This window comes from Streptomyces sp. NPDC005761 (assembly GCF_040630635.1).
Lineage (GTDB): Bacteria > Actinomycetota > Actinomycetes > Streptomycetales > Streptomycetaceae > Streptomyces.
This window is the reverse complement of record NZ_JBEXXX010000010.1, coordinates 194,552-208,455: the sequence shown is the minus strand read 5'-3', so window position 1 is coordinate 208,455 and position 13,904 is coordinate 194,552. Positions and strand designations below refer to the sequence as shown.

Annotated in this window: 12 protein-coding genes and 1 riboswitch; of the genes, 11 read left to right on the top strand and 1 reads right to left on the bottom strand. The window is 68.7% G+C overall.

The features are described from left to right. Nucleotides 1–192 precede the first annotated feature (192 nt). From ABZ434_RS13175 to ABZ434_RS13130, 10 genes are all read left to right on the top strand, one after another. Nucleotides 193–801 (top strand): CDP-alcohol phosphatidyltransferase family protein, encoded by a 609-nt coding sequence (locus tag ABZ434_RS13175; protein WP_266776362.1) that lies wholly within the window; start codon nucleotides 193–195, stop codon nucleotides 799–801. A 110-nt stretch (nucleotides 802–911) separates the two neighbouring features. Then, entirely contained in the window at nucleotides 912–3,407 is a 2,496-nt protein-coding gene (locus tag ABZ434_RS13170; RefSeq protein ID WP_359134919.1) for a mannose-1-phosphate guanyltransferase, read from the top strand. 153 nt (nucleotides 3,408–3,560) lie between these two features. Then, the gene (locus tag ABZ434_RS13165) at nucleotides 3,561–4,487 is read left to right on the top strand and encodes a DUF881 domain-containing protein (RefSeq protein ID WP_359134917.1); all 927 of its coding nucleotides are present in this window, start codon (nucleotides 3,561–3,563) and stop codon (nucleotides 4,485–4,487) included. Beyond that, nucleotides 4,484–4,816 carry a small basic family protein gene (locus tag ABZ434_RS13160; RefSeq protein WP_015032176.1) on the top strand — a complete coding sequence of 111 codons (333 nt, stop codon included), beginning with the start codon at nucleotides 4,484–4,486 and terminating at the stop codon, nucleotides 4,814–4,816. Before ABZ434_RS13165 ends, ABZ434_RS13160 begins: the two co-directional genes overlap by 4 nt. 95 nt (nucleotides 4,817–4,911) lie before the next feature. Further along, nucleotides 4,912–5,610, top strand: a complete 699-nt coding sequence (locus ABZ434_RS13155; RefSeq protein WP_359134942.1) for a DUF881 domain-containing protein — start codon at nucleotides 4,912–4,914, stop codon at nucleotides 5,608–5,610. Nucleotides 5,611–5,800: 190 nt separating this feature from the next. After that, the gene (locus tag ABZ434_RS13150) at nucleotides 5,801–6,589 is read left to right on the top strand and encodes an FHA domain-containing protein (RefSeq protein ID WP_359134914.1); all 789 of its coding nucleotides are present in this window, start codon (nucleotides 5,801–5,803) and stop codon (nucleotides 6,587–6,589) included. A gap of 41 nt (nucleotides 6,590–6,630) precedes the next feature. Then, nucleotides 6,631–7,374, top strand: coding sequence for a MerR family transcriptional regulator (locus tag ABZ434_RS13145; protein ID WP_359134912.1), 744 nt, complete (start codon nucleotides 6,631–6,633; stop codon nucleotides 7,372–7,374). A gap of 53 nt (nucleotides 7,375–7,427) precedes the next feature. After that, nucleotides 7,428–7,901 carry a bifunctional nuclease family protein gene (locus ABZ434_RS13140; protein WP_006123076.1) on the top strand — a complete coding sequence of 158 codons (474 nt, stop codon included), beginning with the start codon at nucleotides 7,428–7,430 and terminating at the stop codon, nucleotides 7,899–7,901. A 167-nt stretch (nucleotides 7,902–8,068) separates the two neighbouring features. Next, on the top strand, nucleotides 8,069–8,686 hold the full coding sequence (locus ABZ434_RS13135) for a MerR family transcriptional regulator (RefSeq protein ID WP_359134910.1): 618 nt from the start codon (nucleotides 8,069–8,071) through the stop codon (nucleotides 8,684–8,686). A gap of 90 nt (nucleotides 8,687–8,776) precedes the next feature. Further along, entirely contained in the window at nucleotides 8,777–10,237 is a 1,461-nt protein-coding gene (locus tag ABZ434_RS13130) for a DNA polymerase IV (RefSeq protein ID WP_359134908.1), read from the top strand. Here the strand turns inward: ABZ434_RS13130 and ABZ434_RS13125 are convergent. Next, nucleotides 10,162–10,530, bottom strand: a complete 369-nt coding sequence (locus ABZ434_RS13125) for a PRC-barrel domain-containing protein (RefSeq protein ID WP_359134906.1) — start codon at nucleotides 10,528–10,530, stop codon at nucleotides 10,162–10,164. The two genes, ABZ434_RS13130 and ABZ434_RS13125, sit on opposite strands and share 76 nt — an antisense overlap. Before the next feature lie 113 nt (nucleotides 10,531–10,643). Continuing rightward, nucleotides 10,644–10,741, top strand: a riboswitch (glycine riboswitch). Nucleotides 10,742–10,934: 193 nt separating this feature from the next. On the opposite strand from ABZ434_RS13125, the gene gcvP reads away from it, so the two are divergent. Further along, nucleotides 10,935–13,820 carry an aminomethyl-transferring glycine dehydrogenase gene (gene gcvP / locus ABZ434_RS13120; protein ID WP_359134904.1) on the top strand — a complete coding sequence of 962 codons (2,886 nt, stop codon included), beginning with the start codon at nucleotides 10,935–10,937 and terminating at the stop codon, nucleotides 13,818–13,820. Nucleotides 13,821–13,904 lie beyond the last annotated feature (84 nt).

Sequence of the window (13,904 nt, the reverse complement as noted above, 5' to 3'; positions counted from 1 at the left end):
TACTGCAGGGGGGACCCTGTGGGAGAGTAGGACGCCGCCGAACTCCTTTTGATAGTTAAGCCCCGTGCCCTTGTGGCACGGGGCTTTTCTGCGTTTACCCCGCCAGTCCCGACACCCCTGTGCACATGCCGGCGAGGGCTGAGGGTAGGGTCAGGGGGCATCATTGGCACGTTCTTCACAGGAGGCCCCCGGGTGGAGGTCCAGGAGACTCGCGTTCAGACGGACCGGGTACTCACCATCCCCAACATCCTCAGCATGGCTCGCCTCGTTGGCGTACCCGTCTTCCTGTGGCTGATTCTCCGTCCCGAGTTCGGTGGGCCCCAGAGCGACGGCTGGGCGCTGCTGGTCCTGATGTTCAGCGGTGTGAGCGACTACCTCGACGGTAAGCTCGCACGTCGCTGGAACCAGATCAGCAGCCTCGGACGGCTGCTTGACCCGGCTGCCGACCGTCTCTACATTCTTTCCACGCTCGTCGGTCTGACCTGGCGGGAGATCCTTCCGCTGTGGCTCACCGCCGCGCTCCTCGCTCGTGAACTGATGCTTCTCGTGATGGTGGGAATCCTGCGCCGTCACGGCTATCCGCCCCCCCAGGTGAACTTCCTGGGGAAGGCGGCCACGTTCAACCTCATGTACGCATTTCCCTTGTTGCTGCTCAGTGACGGAAGTGGTTGGCTGGCATCGCTGGCCACTGTTTTCGGATGGGCGTTCGCAGGGTGGGGTACAACGCTCTACTGGTGGGCAGGGATCCTCTATGTGGTTCAGGTCCGCCGGCTGGTCAAGGCGGATGCAGTAGCCGATTGAGCTCGTTGATGTGGTGCCGTGCAACGTGGCCGGCCCGCGGCTGATGACACAGATGGTGCCCAGACGGGCGAAGTCGGCTTGACCGTCTCTTCGAGGAGGACGTTTCCGACATGAAGGCCGTCGTTATGGCAGGTGGTGAAGGCACTCGCCTTCGCCCCATGACCTCAAGCATGCCCAAGCCGCTACTGCCCGTAGCCAATCGGCCCATCATGGAGCATGTGCTTCGCCTGCTCAAACGGCACGGGCTCAACGAGACGGTCGTGACCGTCCAATTCCTGGCCTCGCTGGTGAAGAACTACTTCGGAGACGGCGAAGAGCTCGGGATGGAGCTCAGCTACGCGAACGAGGAGAAACCGCTCGGTACCGCGGGCAGTGTGAAAAATGCCGAAGAGGCATTGAAGGACGACACCTTCCTCGTGATTTCCGGTGACGCGCTCACCGACTTCGACCTCACCGATCTCATCGCCTTCCACAAGGAAAAGGGCGGGCTGGTCACGGTCTGCCTCACCCGGGTGCCGAATCCCCTCGAGTTCGGTATCACCATTGTGGACGAAGCGGGTCAGGTCGAACGCTTCCTGGAGAAGCCGACCTGGGGCCAGGTCTTCTCGGACACCGTCAATACGGGCATCTATGTCATGGAACCCGAGGTGTTCAACTACGTCGAGGCCGATGTCTCCGTGGACTGGTCCGGCGACGTCTTCCCGCAGCTGATGAAGGAAGGCAAGCCCATCTACGGCTATGTCGCCGAGGGCTACTGGGAGGACGTCGGCACGCACGAGAGCTACGTGAAGGCCCAGGCGGACGTGCTCGAACGTAAGGTCGACGTCGAGATCGACGGCTTCGAGATCTCTCCGGGCGTCTGGGTGGCCGAGGGTGCCGAGGTGCACCCCGACGCGGTGCTCCGGGGGCCCCTCTACATCGGCGATTACGCCAAGGTCGAGGCGGGGGTGGAGATCCGGGAGCACACGGTCATCGGATCGAACGTCGTGGTGAAGAGCGGCGCCTTCCTCCATAAGGCCGTGGTGCACGACAACGTGTACATCGGAGATCACAGCAACCTGCGCGGCTGCGTGATCGGCAAAAACACCGACATCATGCGAGCGGCCCGGATCGAGGACGGCGCGGTCATCGGCGACGAATGCCTCGTCGGCGAGGAATCGATCATCCAGGGCAATGTCCGTGTCTACCCCTTCAAGACCATCGAGGCCGGCGCGTTCGTCAACACCTCGGTGATCTGGGAGTCGCGGGGACAGGCCCACCTCTTCGGCGCGCGAGGGGTCTCCGGGATCCTGAACGTCGAGATCACGCCGGAACTGGCGGTCAGGCTCGCCGGTGCGTATGCGACAACGCTCAAGAAGGGCTCCACGGTCACCACCGCGCGTGACCACTCCCGTGGCGCCCGGGCACTCAAGCGCGCGGTCATCTCGGCGCTCCAGGCCAGCGCCATCGACGTCCGGGACCTCGAGAACGTGCCGCTGCCGGTGGCACGCCAGCAGACCGCACGCGGCAGCGCCGGCGGCATCATGATCCGTACGTCGCCGGGGGTGCCCGACTCCGTCGACATCATGTTCTTCGACGAGCGGGGAGCGGACCTCTCCCAGGCGCAGCAGCGAAAGCTGGACCGTGTCTACGCCCGGCAGGAGTATCGCCGGGCCTTCCCGGGCGAGATCGGAGACCTCCACTTCCCGTCGAGCGTCTTCGACTCGTACACGGGTTCCCTGTTGCGGAACGTGGACACCGCAGGGATCTCCGACGCCGGGCTCAAGGTCGTCGTCGATGCCTCCAACGGCAGCGCGGGCCTGGTGCTTCCCAGCCTGCTGGGGCGGCTCGGTGTGGATGCGCTGACCATCAACCCCGGCCTCGACGAGTCCCGGCCGACCGAGTCGGCCGAGACCCGGCGGTCCGGACTGGTACGGCTCGGGGAGATCGTCTCGTCGGCGAGGGCCGCATTCGGCGTCCGGTTCGACCCGGTCGGCGAACGGCTCTCACTGGTCGATGAGCGGGGCCGCATCGTGGAAGACGACCGGGCCCTGCTGGTCATGCTGGACCTCGTCGCGGCGGAACGCCGCAGCGGCCGGGTGGCGCTCCCCGTCACGACCACCCGTGTCGCCGAGCAGGTGGCGGCGTACCACGGCACCCAGGTGGAGTGGACCATGACGTCGCCCGACGATCTGACCCGGGTCGGGCGGGAGGAAGGCACCATCTTCGGTGGAGACGGACGCGGCGGGTTCATCGTTCCCGAATTCAGCAGCGTCTTCGACGGCGCCGCCGCATTCGTACGGCTCATCGGACTGGTGGCGAGGACGCAGCTCACACTCAGCCAGATCGACGCTCGTATCCCGCGCGCCCATGTGCTGCGGCGCGATCTGGCGACCCCGTGGGCAGTCAAGGGACTCGTGATGCGGCGTGTGGTCGAGGCCGCGGGGGACCGCGACGTCGACACCACGGACGGTGTGCGGGTCGTCGAGGCGGACGGGCGATGGGTGATGGTGCTGCCGGACAGGGCAGAGGCCGTTACCCATCTGTGGGCGGAAGGGCCGGACGACGCCTCTGCCCAGGCGCTCCTGGACGAATGGTCTGCGATCGTCGACAGCGCAGGTCAGTGAGTTGACCGGGGGCCGGGGCGGGCGCAGGGCGCCTTCCCGGCCCCCGGCCCCGGTTCGGTATGCGCGGCTCGGCTGAGGGAGCCGCCCGGCCGCTTGCTGCGCAACGGTGGGGCCATTCGGTGGCAGCCGCTGCGACATGCGACGATGTGCGGCATGTCGCAGCAGCCCCCCGATCGGAGTACGACCGCCTCGTCGCCCCCGCGCCCCGACGCGTCCATGTCGCTGCTGACCAACGTGATGGACCACAGCCTCGACGACGGGTACGCCGAGGCGTCGGCGCGTCGCAAGGCGGACGGGCGTTCGGGGATGCCCCGGACGCTCAAGGCGAAGCTCGGCTTCGCGGCGTGTCTGGTGCTGGCAGCGCTTGTCGTGACGCTCGGTGCGGCGCAGGCGCGCGTGGCCGCGCCCGTCCTGGCCAAGGAACGCGAAGAGCTCATCGACCGGATCGACGCGGAGACGTCGGCAGCCGACACCCTCGAATCGCAGGTCGAAGAGATCCGCGACGACGTGGGGCGGCGTCAGCGCAAGGCGTTGGAGGAGCACGGCGGCGACCAGGCCGAACTGGTGGCGCTGCTCTCAGGGGCGACACCGGTGCAGGGTCCCGGGGTGAAACTCGTCGTCGACGACGCGAAGGACACGGATCAGGGCGGTGGCGGGCCGCGCGAGAGCAGCGGCTTCTCCGACACGGGGCGCGTCCGCGACCGGGACATGCAGCGAGTCGTCAACGGTCTGTGGCAGTCGGGCGCCGAAGCGATCGCCATCAACGGACAGCGTCTGACCGCCCTGTCGGCGATCCGTGCCGCGGGCGACGCCATACTGGTCGACAACAAGCCGCTCGTGCCGCCGTACACGGTGCTCGCGGTGGGGGACGGGAAGAAGCTCGCCGCCGCCTTCCAGGACAGTGCTGACGGCCAGTACCTGCAGGCGCTGAAGGACACCTTCGACATCCGGACCAGTATCTCGGTCCAGGAGAAGGTGAGCCTCCCGGCCGCCCCGAGCCTGATCGTACGGACAGCAGAGCCATATAAGGCCGCAGACACCGGCAGTGGTGCGGCAGACACAGGGAAGGGCACATCGTGATCGCCGTACTGGGCCTGATCGTGGGAGTCGTGGTCGGACTGTTGGTCCGGCCCGAAGTGCCGGCGGTGGTCGAGCCCTACCTTCCGATCGCGGTCGTAGCCGCTCTTGACGCCGTCTTCGGTGGTCTGAGGGCCATGCTCGACGGCATCTTCGTCGACAAGGTCTTCGTGGTCTCGTTCCTCTCGAACGTGGTCGTGGCGGCGCTGATCGTCTTCCTGGGCGACAAGCTCGGTGTGGGAGCGCAGCTCTCCACCGGAGTGGTCGTCGTCCTCGGGATCCGGATCTTCTCCAACGCCGCCGCGATCCGCCGCCACGTCTTCCGGGCCTGACGCCGATGAGCAACGACGCATTCAACGGCGAGCGTGACGAACCCGGCGAGCGGCCGGAGCAGGCTCCCGAGCAGCTGACCGGGCGCCAGCGGCTGATGGCCGGCATCTGGCCGCCCCGGGTCACCCGCGCCCAACTCATCGTCGCGGTGCTGCTGTTCGTCCTCGGCCTGGGGCTTGCCATCCAGGTGCGGTCGAACAGCGACAACAGCGCACTGCGCGGGGCCCGCCAGGAGGATCTGGTCCGCATCCTCGACGAGGTGGACGACCGTACGCAGCGACTCGAGGACGAGAAGCAGCGTCTCGTCGACCAGCGCACGGAGCTGGAGAACAGTTCCGACCAGGCGGAAGAGGCGCGGAAGCAGACGGTCGAGAAGGAGCGCCAACTCGGCATCCTCGCGGGTACGGTGGCGGTGCACGGCCCCGGGATCACGCTCACGGTCAACGATCCCGGTGACGCGGTGCAGGCAGACATGCTGCTCGACGCACTCCAGGAGCTCCGGGCGGCGGGCGCCGAGGCGATCGAGGTCAACGGCGTGCGCGTGGTGGCCAATACGTACTTCTCCGGGGACGGAGGTGCCGTCAAGGTCGACGACCGTAAGATCTCCGCTCCGTACGTCTTCAAGGTCATCGGCAAGCCGCAGGATCTGGAACCGGCGCTGAACATTCCCGGCGGTGTGGTGCAGACGCTGGAGAAGGAGCAGGCCACCGTGCATGTGGCGCAGTCCGACGACATCGTCGTCGACGCCTTGCGACCGGCGGAGCGGCCTGACTACGCTCGGTCGTCGACCCAGTGAACCCGGGCCGTGTGGGCGCCGGGAGACTCGGGCAGAAGGTTGCGGGGGGTCGGCGCATCGTAATGGCGGTGCGTGGTGGAAACTGTCGAGTGGATACGGACGTTGTGAAGATGTCCGGGTCGGCAGGTGTGTTCATTCAGGGTTCGTCCTGCCCCACGGGCGGGTCTGTTTCGGTCAAGGGGAATCGCCCGTGAAGTTGTTTGGGAAGTTGTTCGGCAAGAGCGCTCGCGATGAAGCTGCACGCCATCGCGCACCGCGCCATGGCCAGAGCGAGGAGCAGGGCGGCGAGCGCCCTCTCTTCCGCGATCAGGTGGCAGGTCAGGGGGGTGACAATTCGGGTGGTTCCGGCGCGTCGTCTGTTGACCCGGCCGGTCCCGGCCGCATAGGTTTCGGGGATCCGTCAACCTCGAGTACGGGTGGAGGGTTCGCCCCGAGGCAGGAGGCTTCGTCCATGCCGGTCTGTACGAGGTGCGGGCACCGCAATGCCGAGGCCAGCCGTTTCTGCTCCAACTGCGGTGCGCCGCTGCGGGGCGGGGTTCCCGAGCGGCCCTCGGAGACGACGTCGACCATCTCCATCTCGGGCCTGGAGGCCTACGAGGCGGAGGCGACCGGACAGACGTCCGTGCCGTCGCTCTCGCCCGAGGCTCAGGCTGCCGTGGACGCCCTGCCGCTCGGTTCGGCGCTCCTGGTGGTGCGGCGGGGGCCCAACTCGGGCAGCCGTTTCCTCCTGGACAGCGAGCTGACCACGGCCGGCCGCCATCCGCAGAGCGACATCTTCCTCGACGACGTGACGGTTTCGCGTCGTCACGTGGAGTTCCGTCGCAGCCCCGACGGCAGCTTCACCGTGGGCGATGTGGGCAGTCTCAACGGCACCTACGTCAACCGTGAGCGCATCGACTCCGTCGCGCTTTCCAACGGTGACGAAGTGCAGATCGGCAAGTACCGGCTGGTCTTCTACGCGAGCCAGCGCGGCATCTGACCCGCCCCCGGACTCCGTCGGGGGGACCCCCAGGAAGGTCCATGCTGAGAACACCGACGGGCGGTGCCGGACACGGCACCGCCACCGGCGACGACCGCCCGATGAGCATCGGCACGGTGCTCCTGCAGCTGCGGGACGAGTTCCCCGAGGTCACCATCTCCAAGATCCGTTTTCTGGAGGCCGAGGGACTCGTCGAGCCGCAGAGGACCCCGTCCGGATACCGGAAGTTCCGTCCTGACGACGTCGAGCGGCTGGCTCAGGTCCTGCGGATGCAGCGGGACCACTATCTTCCGCTGAAAGTCATCCGTGAGCACCTGGACGCCCTCGCCCGAGGTGAGCAGGCGCCCCTGCCCGCGCCGGGCGGTGAGGCGGACCCGGCCGACGGCACCTGGACGGGCGGGCCCGGACGGGCCACCGCTGCCCGCATCGGCCGAGCCGAGCTCCTCGCCGCCGCGGAGGTGACCGAGAGTGACCTCGATGCCTGGGAGTCTTACGGTCTGGTCGCCCCGTCGGCGGGGGGCGGCTACGACGCCGAGACGGTCACCATCGCCAGGCTTGTGGCGGATCTGGGGCGATTCGGTCTGGAACCGCGTCATCTGCGTGCGATGCGAGCGGCCGCAGACCGTGAGGCCGGGCTGATCGAGCAGGTCGTCGCACCCTTGCGCCGGCACCGGAATCCGCAGACCAGAGCGCATGCCGAGGCCACCGCGAAGGAGCTCGCCGAGCTCTCCGTACGGCTGCACTCGGCCCTCGTCCAGAGCGCTCTGCACATCCGTCTCCACTGATCCCGGCGGGGCCCGACTACCCAAACCTGCCGAGCACGTCCTAGGGTTGCTGTGTGAACGAGCTCGACGTTGTGGGTGTCCGGGTGGAAATGCCCTCCAACCAACCGATCGTGCTCCTGCGTGAAGTGGGAGGCGACCGGTACCTCCCCATTTGGATCGGTCCTGGTGAGGCGACTGCGATCGCCTTCGCTCAGCAGGGCATGGCTCCGGCCAGGCCGCTGACCCATGATCTCTTCAAGGATGTGCTCGAGGCCGTCGGCCAGGAGCTCACCGAGGTCCGGATCACGGATCTGCGAGAAGGGGTCTTCTACGCGGAGCTGGTCTTCGCCAGTGGAGTCGAGGTGAGCGCGCGGCCTTCCGATGCCATAGCGCTCGCCCTGCGCACCGGCACGCCGATCTACGGCAGTGACGGGGTGCTCGACGACGCGGGAATCGCGATTCCCGACGAGCAGGAGGACGAGGTGGAGAAGTTCCGCGAATTCCTCGACCAGATCTCGCCGGAGGACTTCGGTACGAACAGTCAGTGACGTCCCAAGGGGGCCCCGCCAGCGCATCCGACAAGCCTTTCCCGTTTGTCAGTCACGGGAAACCACCCTCAGGGTGATTATCACTCGGCGTGCCGAGTGTGGCGATCGTTGACGCACCCCGGGTGACTGCCTACCTTCGAGTGGGCAGGTCAAGGACGGAGGTCGGCGTGAGAAGCAGCGGCGACGGTACGGCAGCGGGTGGGCCGTATCCGCAGCAGGGGAGTACAGCCGGCCACACCATCAGGCAACCGGTTGCGCCGGATGCAGTGGCGGGGGACGGCGTGAAATCGGCCGACGAGATCGGCTACCGCGGGCCGACGGCATGCGCGGCGGCGGGGATCACCTACCGGCAACTGGACTACTGGGCCCGCACGGGCCTGGTGGAACCGAGCGTGCGTCCGGCCTACGGGTCCGGTACGCAGCGGCTCTACAGCTTCCGGGACGTCGTCCTGCTGAAGATCGTGAAGCGGTTCCTCGATACCGGGGTCGCCCTTCAGAACATCCGCACGACGGTGCACCACCTTCGGGCACGCGGCTTCCAGGATCTCGAGCGCATGACGCTGATGAGTGACGGAGCCACCGTGTACGAATGCTCCTCGCCCGCTGAGGTCGTCGAGCTGCTCCAAGGGGGCCAGGGGGTCTTCGGCATCGCCGTCGGGGTGGTGTGGCGGGACGTGGACGCCGCGCTGTCGCAGTTGCACGGGGAGCGTGTGGACACCGGCGAGACACTGATCGGGAACAACCCCGCCGATGAGCTCGCCCGGCGTCGCAACCGGGCGGGCTGACCGAGTGGGAGCGCGGCCGCGCCTCGGGGAGCCGGGGCCCGGTCGCTGTCACGGGGCGACTGTCAGTGCCGTAGGGCACCATCGATTGATGTGAGAGCCGCGCCCACCATCCTGCATCTGGACATGGATGCCTTCTACGCGTCAGCGGAGCAGGCGGCGAAACCGAGCCTGCGCGGGAAGCCCGTCGTGGTGGGCGGCCTCGGCCCCCGGGGTGTCGTCGCGACCGCCTCCTACGAGGCGCGGCGATTCGGGGTGCACTCGGCGATGCCGATGGCACAGGCCAGGAGGCTGGCTCCGAACGCGGCCTACCTGGTGCCGCGCTTCACGCTCTACCGGACCGTGAGCGACCAGGTCATGGAGCTGCTGGGCCGCCTCTCACCCCTTGTGGAGCCGCTCAGCCTCGACGAGGCCTTCGTCGACCTGGAAGCGGGCGGGACAGCGGACGACACCGCCTCGGCCATGGAGATCGGCGAGCAGCTGCGCGAGGCGATCGAGGCGGTCACGGGGCTCAGTGGCTCCGTGGGGCTCGCGGGCTCCAAGATGCTGGCGAAGATCGCCTCCGAGGAGGCCAAGCCCAACGGGATCCTGCTGATAGAGCCGGGCACGGAGCGCGCGCTGCTCGCGCCCATGCCGGTACGCACGCTGCCCGGCGTCGGCCCGGCCACCGCGGACCATCTGCGCCGCGCCGGTATGACCACGATCAGTGACCTCGCGGAAGCGGGTGAGGCGGAGCTCGTACGGCTGCTGGGCAAGGCGCACGGCAGTTCCCTGCACCGCATGGCGTCCGGCTACGACGACCGGCCGGTGGTCGCCGAGCGCGACGCCAAGTCGGTCTCGGTCGAGGACACCTTCGACACGGACCTCCACGACCGGGTCCGGGTGCGCACCGAGGTGGAGCGGCTGGCCGACCGCTGCGTCCACCGGCTGAGGGCCGCCGGGCGGTCAGGACGCACGGTCGTCCTCAAAGTGCGGCGCTACGACTTCTCGACCCTCACCCGCTCCGAGACGCTCCGTGGGCCCACGGACGACCCCAGGGTCGTCAGAGAGGCGGCTGCGCGGCTCCTGGAGGCCGTGGACACGACCGGGGGGGTGCGCCTGCTCGGTGTCGGCGTCACCGGGCTCGCCGACTTCACCCAGGAGGATCTGTTCGCCCAGGCAGCGGGGGAGCGGCTGGGCGCCGAGCTCCCGGAGGCCGTCGAGCCGGGCGCGCACCCCGTGGCGGACGAGGCAGGACCGCAGGACGGGGAACCCGCACAGGAGACTGCGGAGCAGCTTGCCGCGCGGCGCTGGCCGGCCGGTCACGACGTACGCCATGACACCTATGGGCACGGCTGGGTGCAGGGGAGCGGTGTCGGGCGGGTGACGGTGCGCTTCGAGGAACCGGAATCGGAACCCGGCCGGGTCCGCACGTTCCGGATCGACGATCCGGAACTGCAGCCGGCCGATCCGCTGCCGCTCGTGCGGAACCCGGTGGACTACTCGTCCTGGCCCGCCAGCCTGCCGAAATCGCGGTCCGGGGCGCTCTCGCCCGGCACCGAGTCCAGACCGTAGTGCCGGTAGAGCTGAAGCTCCTGTTCCGGCGAGAGATGGCGTCCTACCCCGAAGTCGGGTGCGTCCTTGATCAGGGCGCGGTCGAAGGGGACGCGCAGCGTGTCCGCGACGAATTCGCTGGGCTCCAGCGGGACGAATGCGTCCCGGCTGAACAGTCCGGTGCGCACGGCCGCCCATTCGGGCACACCGGTCGCGTCGTCGAGGTACACCTCGTCCACGGTTCCGATCTTGGTGCCCTTGCGGTCGAACGCCTTGCGGCCGATCAGGCTGCGCGGATCGATGTCGGTCTGCACGGTCCCTCCCACGGGTCACGGCTACTCCACAGGCACTACAGAAGTGCAGATCCGTGGTGTCGGCCACTCGAGATCTCCCTCGCATACCCCGCTGGTACGCTGGCAATGGCTGCTGACCCCGTGCGGGAGAGTCCTCCGGAGACAATCCGGAAGGCGCCGAAGGAGCAAATCCTCCCCGGAATCTCTCAGGCCCCCGTACCGCACGGACGAGGTCACTCTGGAAAGCAGGGCGGGTTCCGCACGGCCACGGCCGGGCCGGAGCTCTCCCTCACCGACGGTGAAAGCCGGTGCGCCCCGCGGGCACCGGTGAAGCTCTCAGGTTGAGATGACAGAGGGGGAGGCCGTTCGGGCACCCCGCGCCGTGGTGCCCCTCGCAGGTCGTGACAGACCAGGAGGCCTCCATCATGACCCCCCGCCGCACTTCGCTCTCCCAGCTCGAACAGGGCATCCCGTTCGAGCAGCGCCACATCGGTCCCGATGCCGAGGCTCAGGCGAAGATGCTCGCCCAGGTCGGTTACGGCTCGCTCGACGAGCTCACCGCCGCCGCGGTGCCCGATGTGATCAAGAGTGCCGAGGCCCTGCGGCTCCCGGCCGCCCGGACCGAGGCCGAGGTCCTTGCGGAGCTGCGCCTGCTCGCCGACCGCAACCAGGTCCTGGCCCCGATGATCGGGCTCGGCTACTACGGCACGTTCACCCCACCGGTGATCCTCCGCAACGTGATGGAGAACCCCGCCTGGTACACGGCCTACACGCCTTACCAGCCCGAGATCTCCCAGGGCCGTCTCGAGGCCCTCCTCAACTTCCAGACGATGGTGGCCGAGCTCACCGGGCTGCCCACCTCCGGCGCCTCGCTGCTCGACGAGGGCACGGCCGCCGCCGAGGCCATGGCGCTGGCCCGGCGGGTCGGCAAGGTCAAGCAGGGCGTGTTCCTGGTCGACGCGGAGACCCTGCCGCAGACGGTGGCCGTCATCGAGACCCGTGCCGAGCCGACCGGGGTCGAGGTAGTCGTCGCCGACCTCACCGACGGCATCCCGGCCCGGATCGCCGAGCGCGGCGTCTTCGGCGTGCTGCTGCAGTACCCGGGCGCCTCCGGAGCCGTACGGGACATCGAGCCCGTCATCGCGCAGGCCCACGAGCTCGGCGCGATCGTCACCGTGGCCGCCGATCTGCTCGCCCTCACCCTGCTCACGTCCCCCGGCGACCTCGGCGCGGACATCGCCGTCGGGACCACGCAGCGCTTCGGGGTGCCGATGGGCTTCGGCGGGCCGCACGCCGGCTTCATGGCCGTACGCGAGAAGTTCGCCCGCAGCCTCCCGGGCCGCCTCGTCGGTGTCTCCGTGGACGCGGACGGCAACAAGGCGTACCGCCTGGCCCTGCAGACCCGTGAGCAGCACATCCGCCGCGAGAAGGCCACCAGCAACATCTGCACCGCTCAGGTGCTGCTCGCCGTGATGGCGGGCATGTACGCCGTCTACCACGGCCCGGACGGTCTGCGGACGATCGCGCGGCGCACCCACCGCTACGCGGCGATCCTGGCCGGCGGCCTGCGGGCCGCCGGTGTCGACGTGGTGACCGGTGCCTTCTTCGACACCCTCACGGTCCGGGTGCCGGGCAGGGCTGCCGCGGTCGTCGCCGACGCCCGCGAGCGTGGCGTCAACCTGCGCCTCGTCGACGGCGACCTGGTCTCGCTCGCGTGCGACGAGACCACGACCCGCGCCCAGATCGCGGCCGTCTGGGCCGCCTTCGGCGCCGAGGGCGACGTCGAGGCCCTGGACGCCACGACTGCCGACGCACTGCCCGAGGGGCTGCTGCGCACCGACGCGATCCTGACCCACCCCGTCTTCCACCAGTACCGCTCCGAGACCGCGATGCTGCGCTACCTGCGCAAGCTCGCGGACCGTGACTACGCGCTGGACCGTGGCATGATCCCGCTCGGCTCCTGCACCATGAAGCTCAACGCGACGGCCGAGATGGAGTCGATCACCTGGCCCGAGTTCGGCGCACTGCACCCGTTCGCGCCGGCCGAACAGGCCGAGGGTTTCCTGACCCTCATCCGTGAGCTGGAGGAGCGCCTCGCGGAGGTCACCGGCTACGACGCGGTCTCCATCCAGCCGAATGCCGGATCGCAGGGCGAGTTCGCGGGACTGCTGGCCGTGCGCGCGTACCACCGCGCCAACGGTGACGAGGGCCGGACCGTCTGTCTGATTCCGTCCTCCGCCCACGGAACCAACGCCGCCAGCGCCGTGATGGCCGGCATGAAGGTCGTCGTGGTGAAGACCGCCGACGACGGCGAGGTCGACATCGAGGACCTCCGCGCCAAGATCGAGAAGCACCGCGAAGAACTCGCCGTTCTCATGATCACTTACCCGTCCACCCACGGTGTGTTCGAGGAGCACGTCGCCGACATCTGCGCCGAGGTGCACGATGCCGGCGGTCAGGTGTACGTCGACGGGGCCAACCTCAACGCGCTGGTCGGTCTGGCCAAGCCGGGCCACTTCGGCGGCGACGTCTCGCACCTGAACCTGCACAAGACCTTCTGCATCCCGCACGGGGGCGGCGGTCCCGGCGTGGGTCCCGTCGGTGTGCGGGCGCACCTGGCGCCGTACCTCCCGAACCACCCGCTGCAGCCCGCCGCCGGGCCGGAGAGCGGTGTCGGACCGATCTCGGCCGCCCCGTGGGGCTCGGCCGGAATTCTTCCGATCTCCTGGGCCTACGTACGCCTGATGGGCGGCGAGGGCCTCAAGCGTGCGACGCAGGTCGCCGTACTCGCGGCCAACTACATCGCCAAGCGGCTGGAGCCGCACTACCCGATCCTGTACAACGGCCCGGCGGGACTGGTCGCGCACGAGTGCATCGTGGACCTGCGGCCCATCTCCAGGGCGACCGGCGTCAGCATCGACGACGTCGCCAAGCGGCTCATCGACTACGGCTTCCACTCGCCGACCATGTCGTTCCCCGTGGCGGGGACGCTCATGATCGAACCGACCGAGAGCGAGGACCTCGCGGAGCTGGACCGGTTCTGCGACACGATGATCGCCATTCGCGGCGAGATCGAGAAGGTGGCATCGGGCGAGTGGAGCGCCGACGACAACCCGCTGGGCAACGCCCCGCACACGGCAGCCGCACTGGGCGGCGAATGGGAGCACGGCTACAGTCGCGAGGTCGCCGTCTTCCCGGCCGGGGTCTCGGCCGCCGACAAGTACTGGCCGCCGGTGCGCAGGATCGACGGTGCGTTCGGTGACCGCAACCTCGTCTGCTCCTGCCCGCCGCTGGAGGAGTACGACAACTGACGCCGAATCACAGGGCGTGACGCGGACACGCGTGGGGGCCGGTGCGGAGAACTCTCCGGGCCGGCCCCTTTTTTCCTACGACCG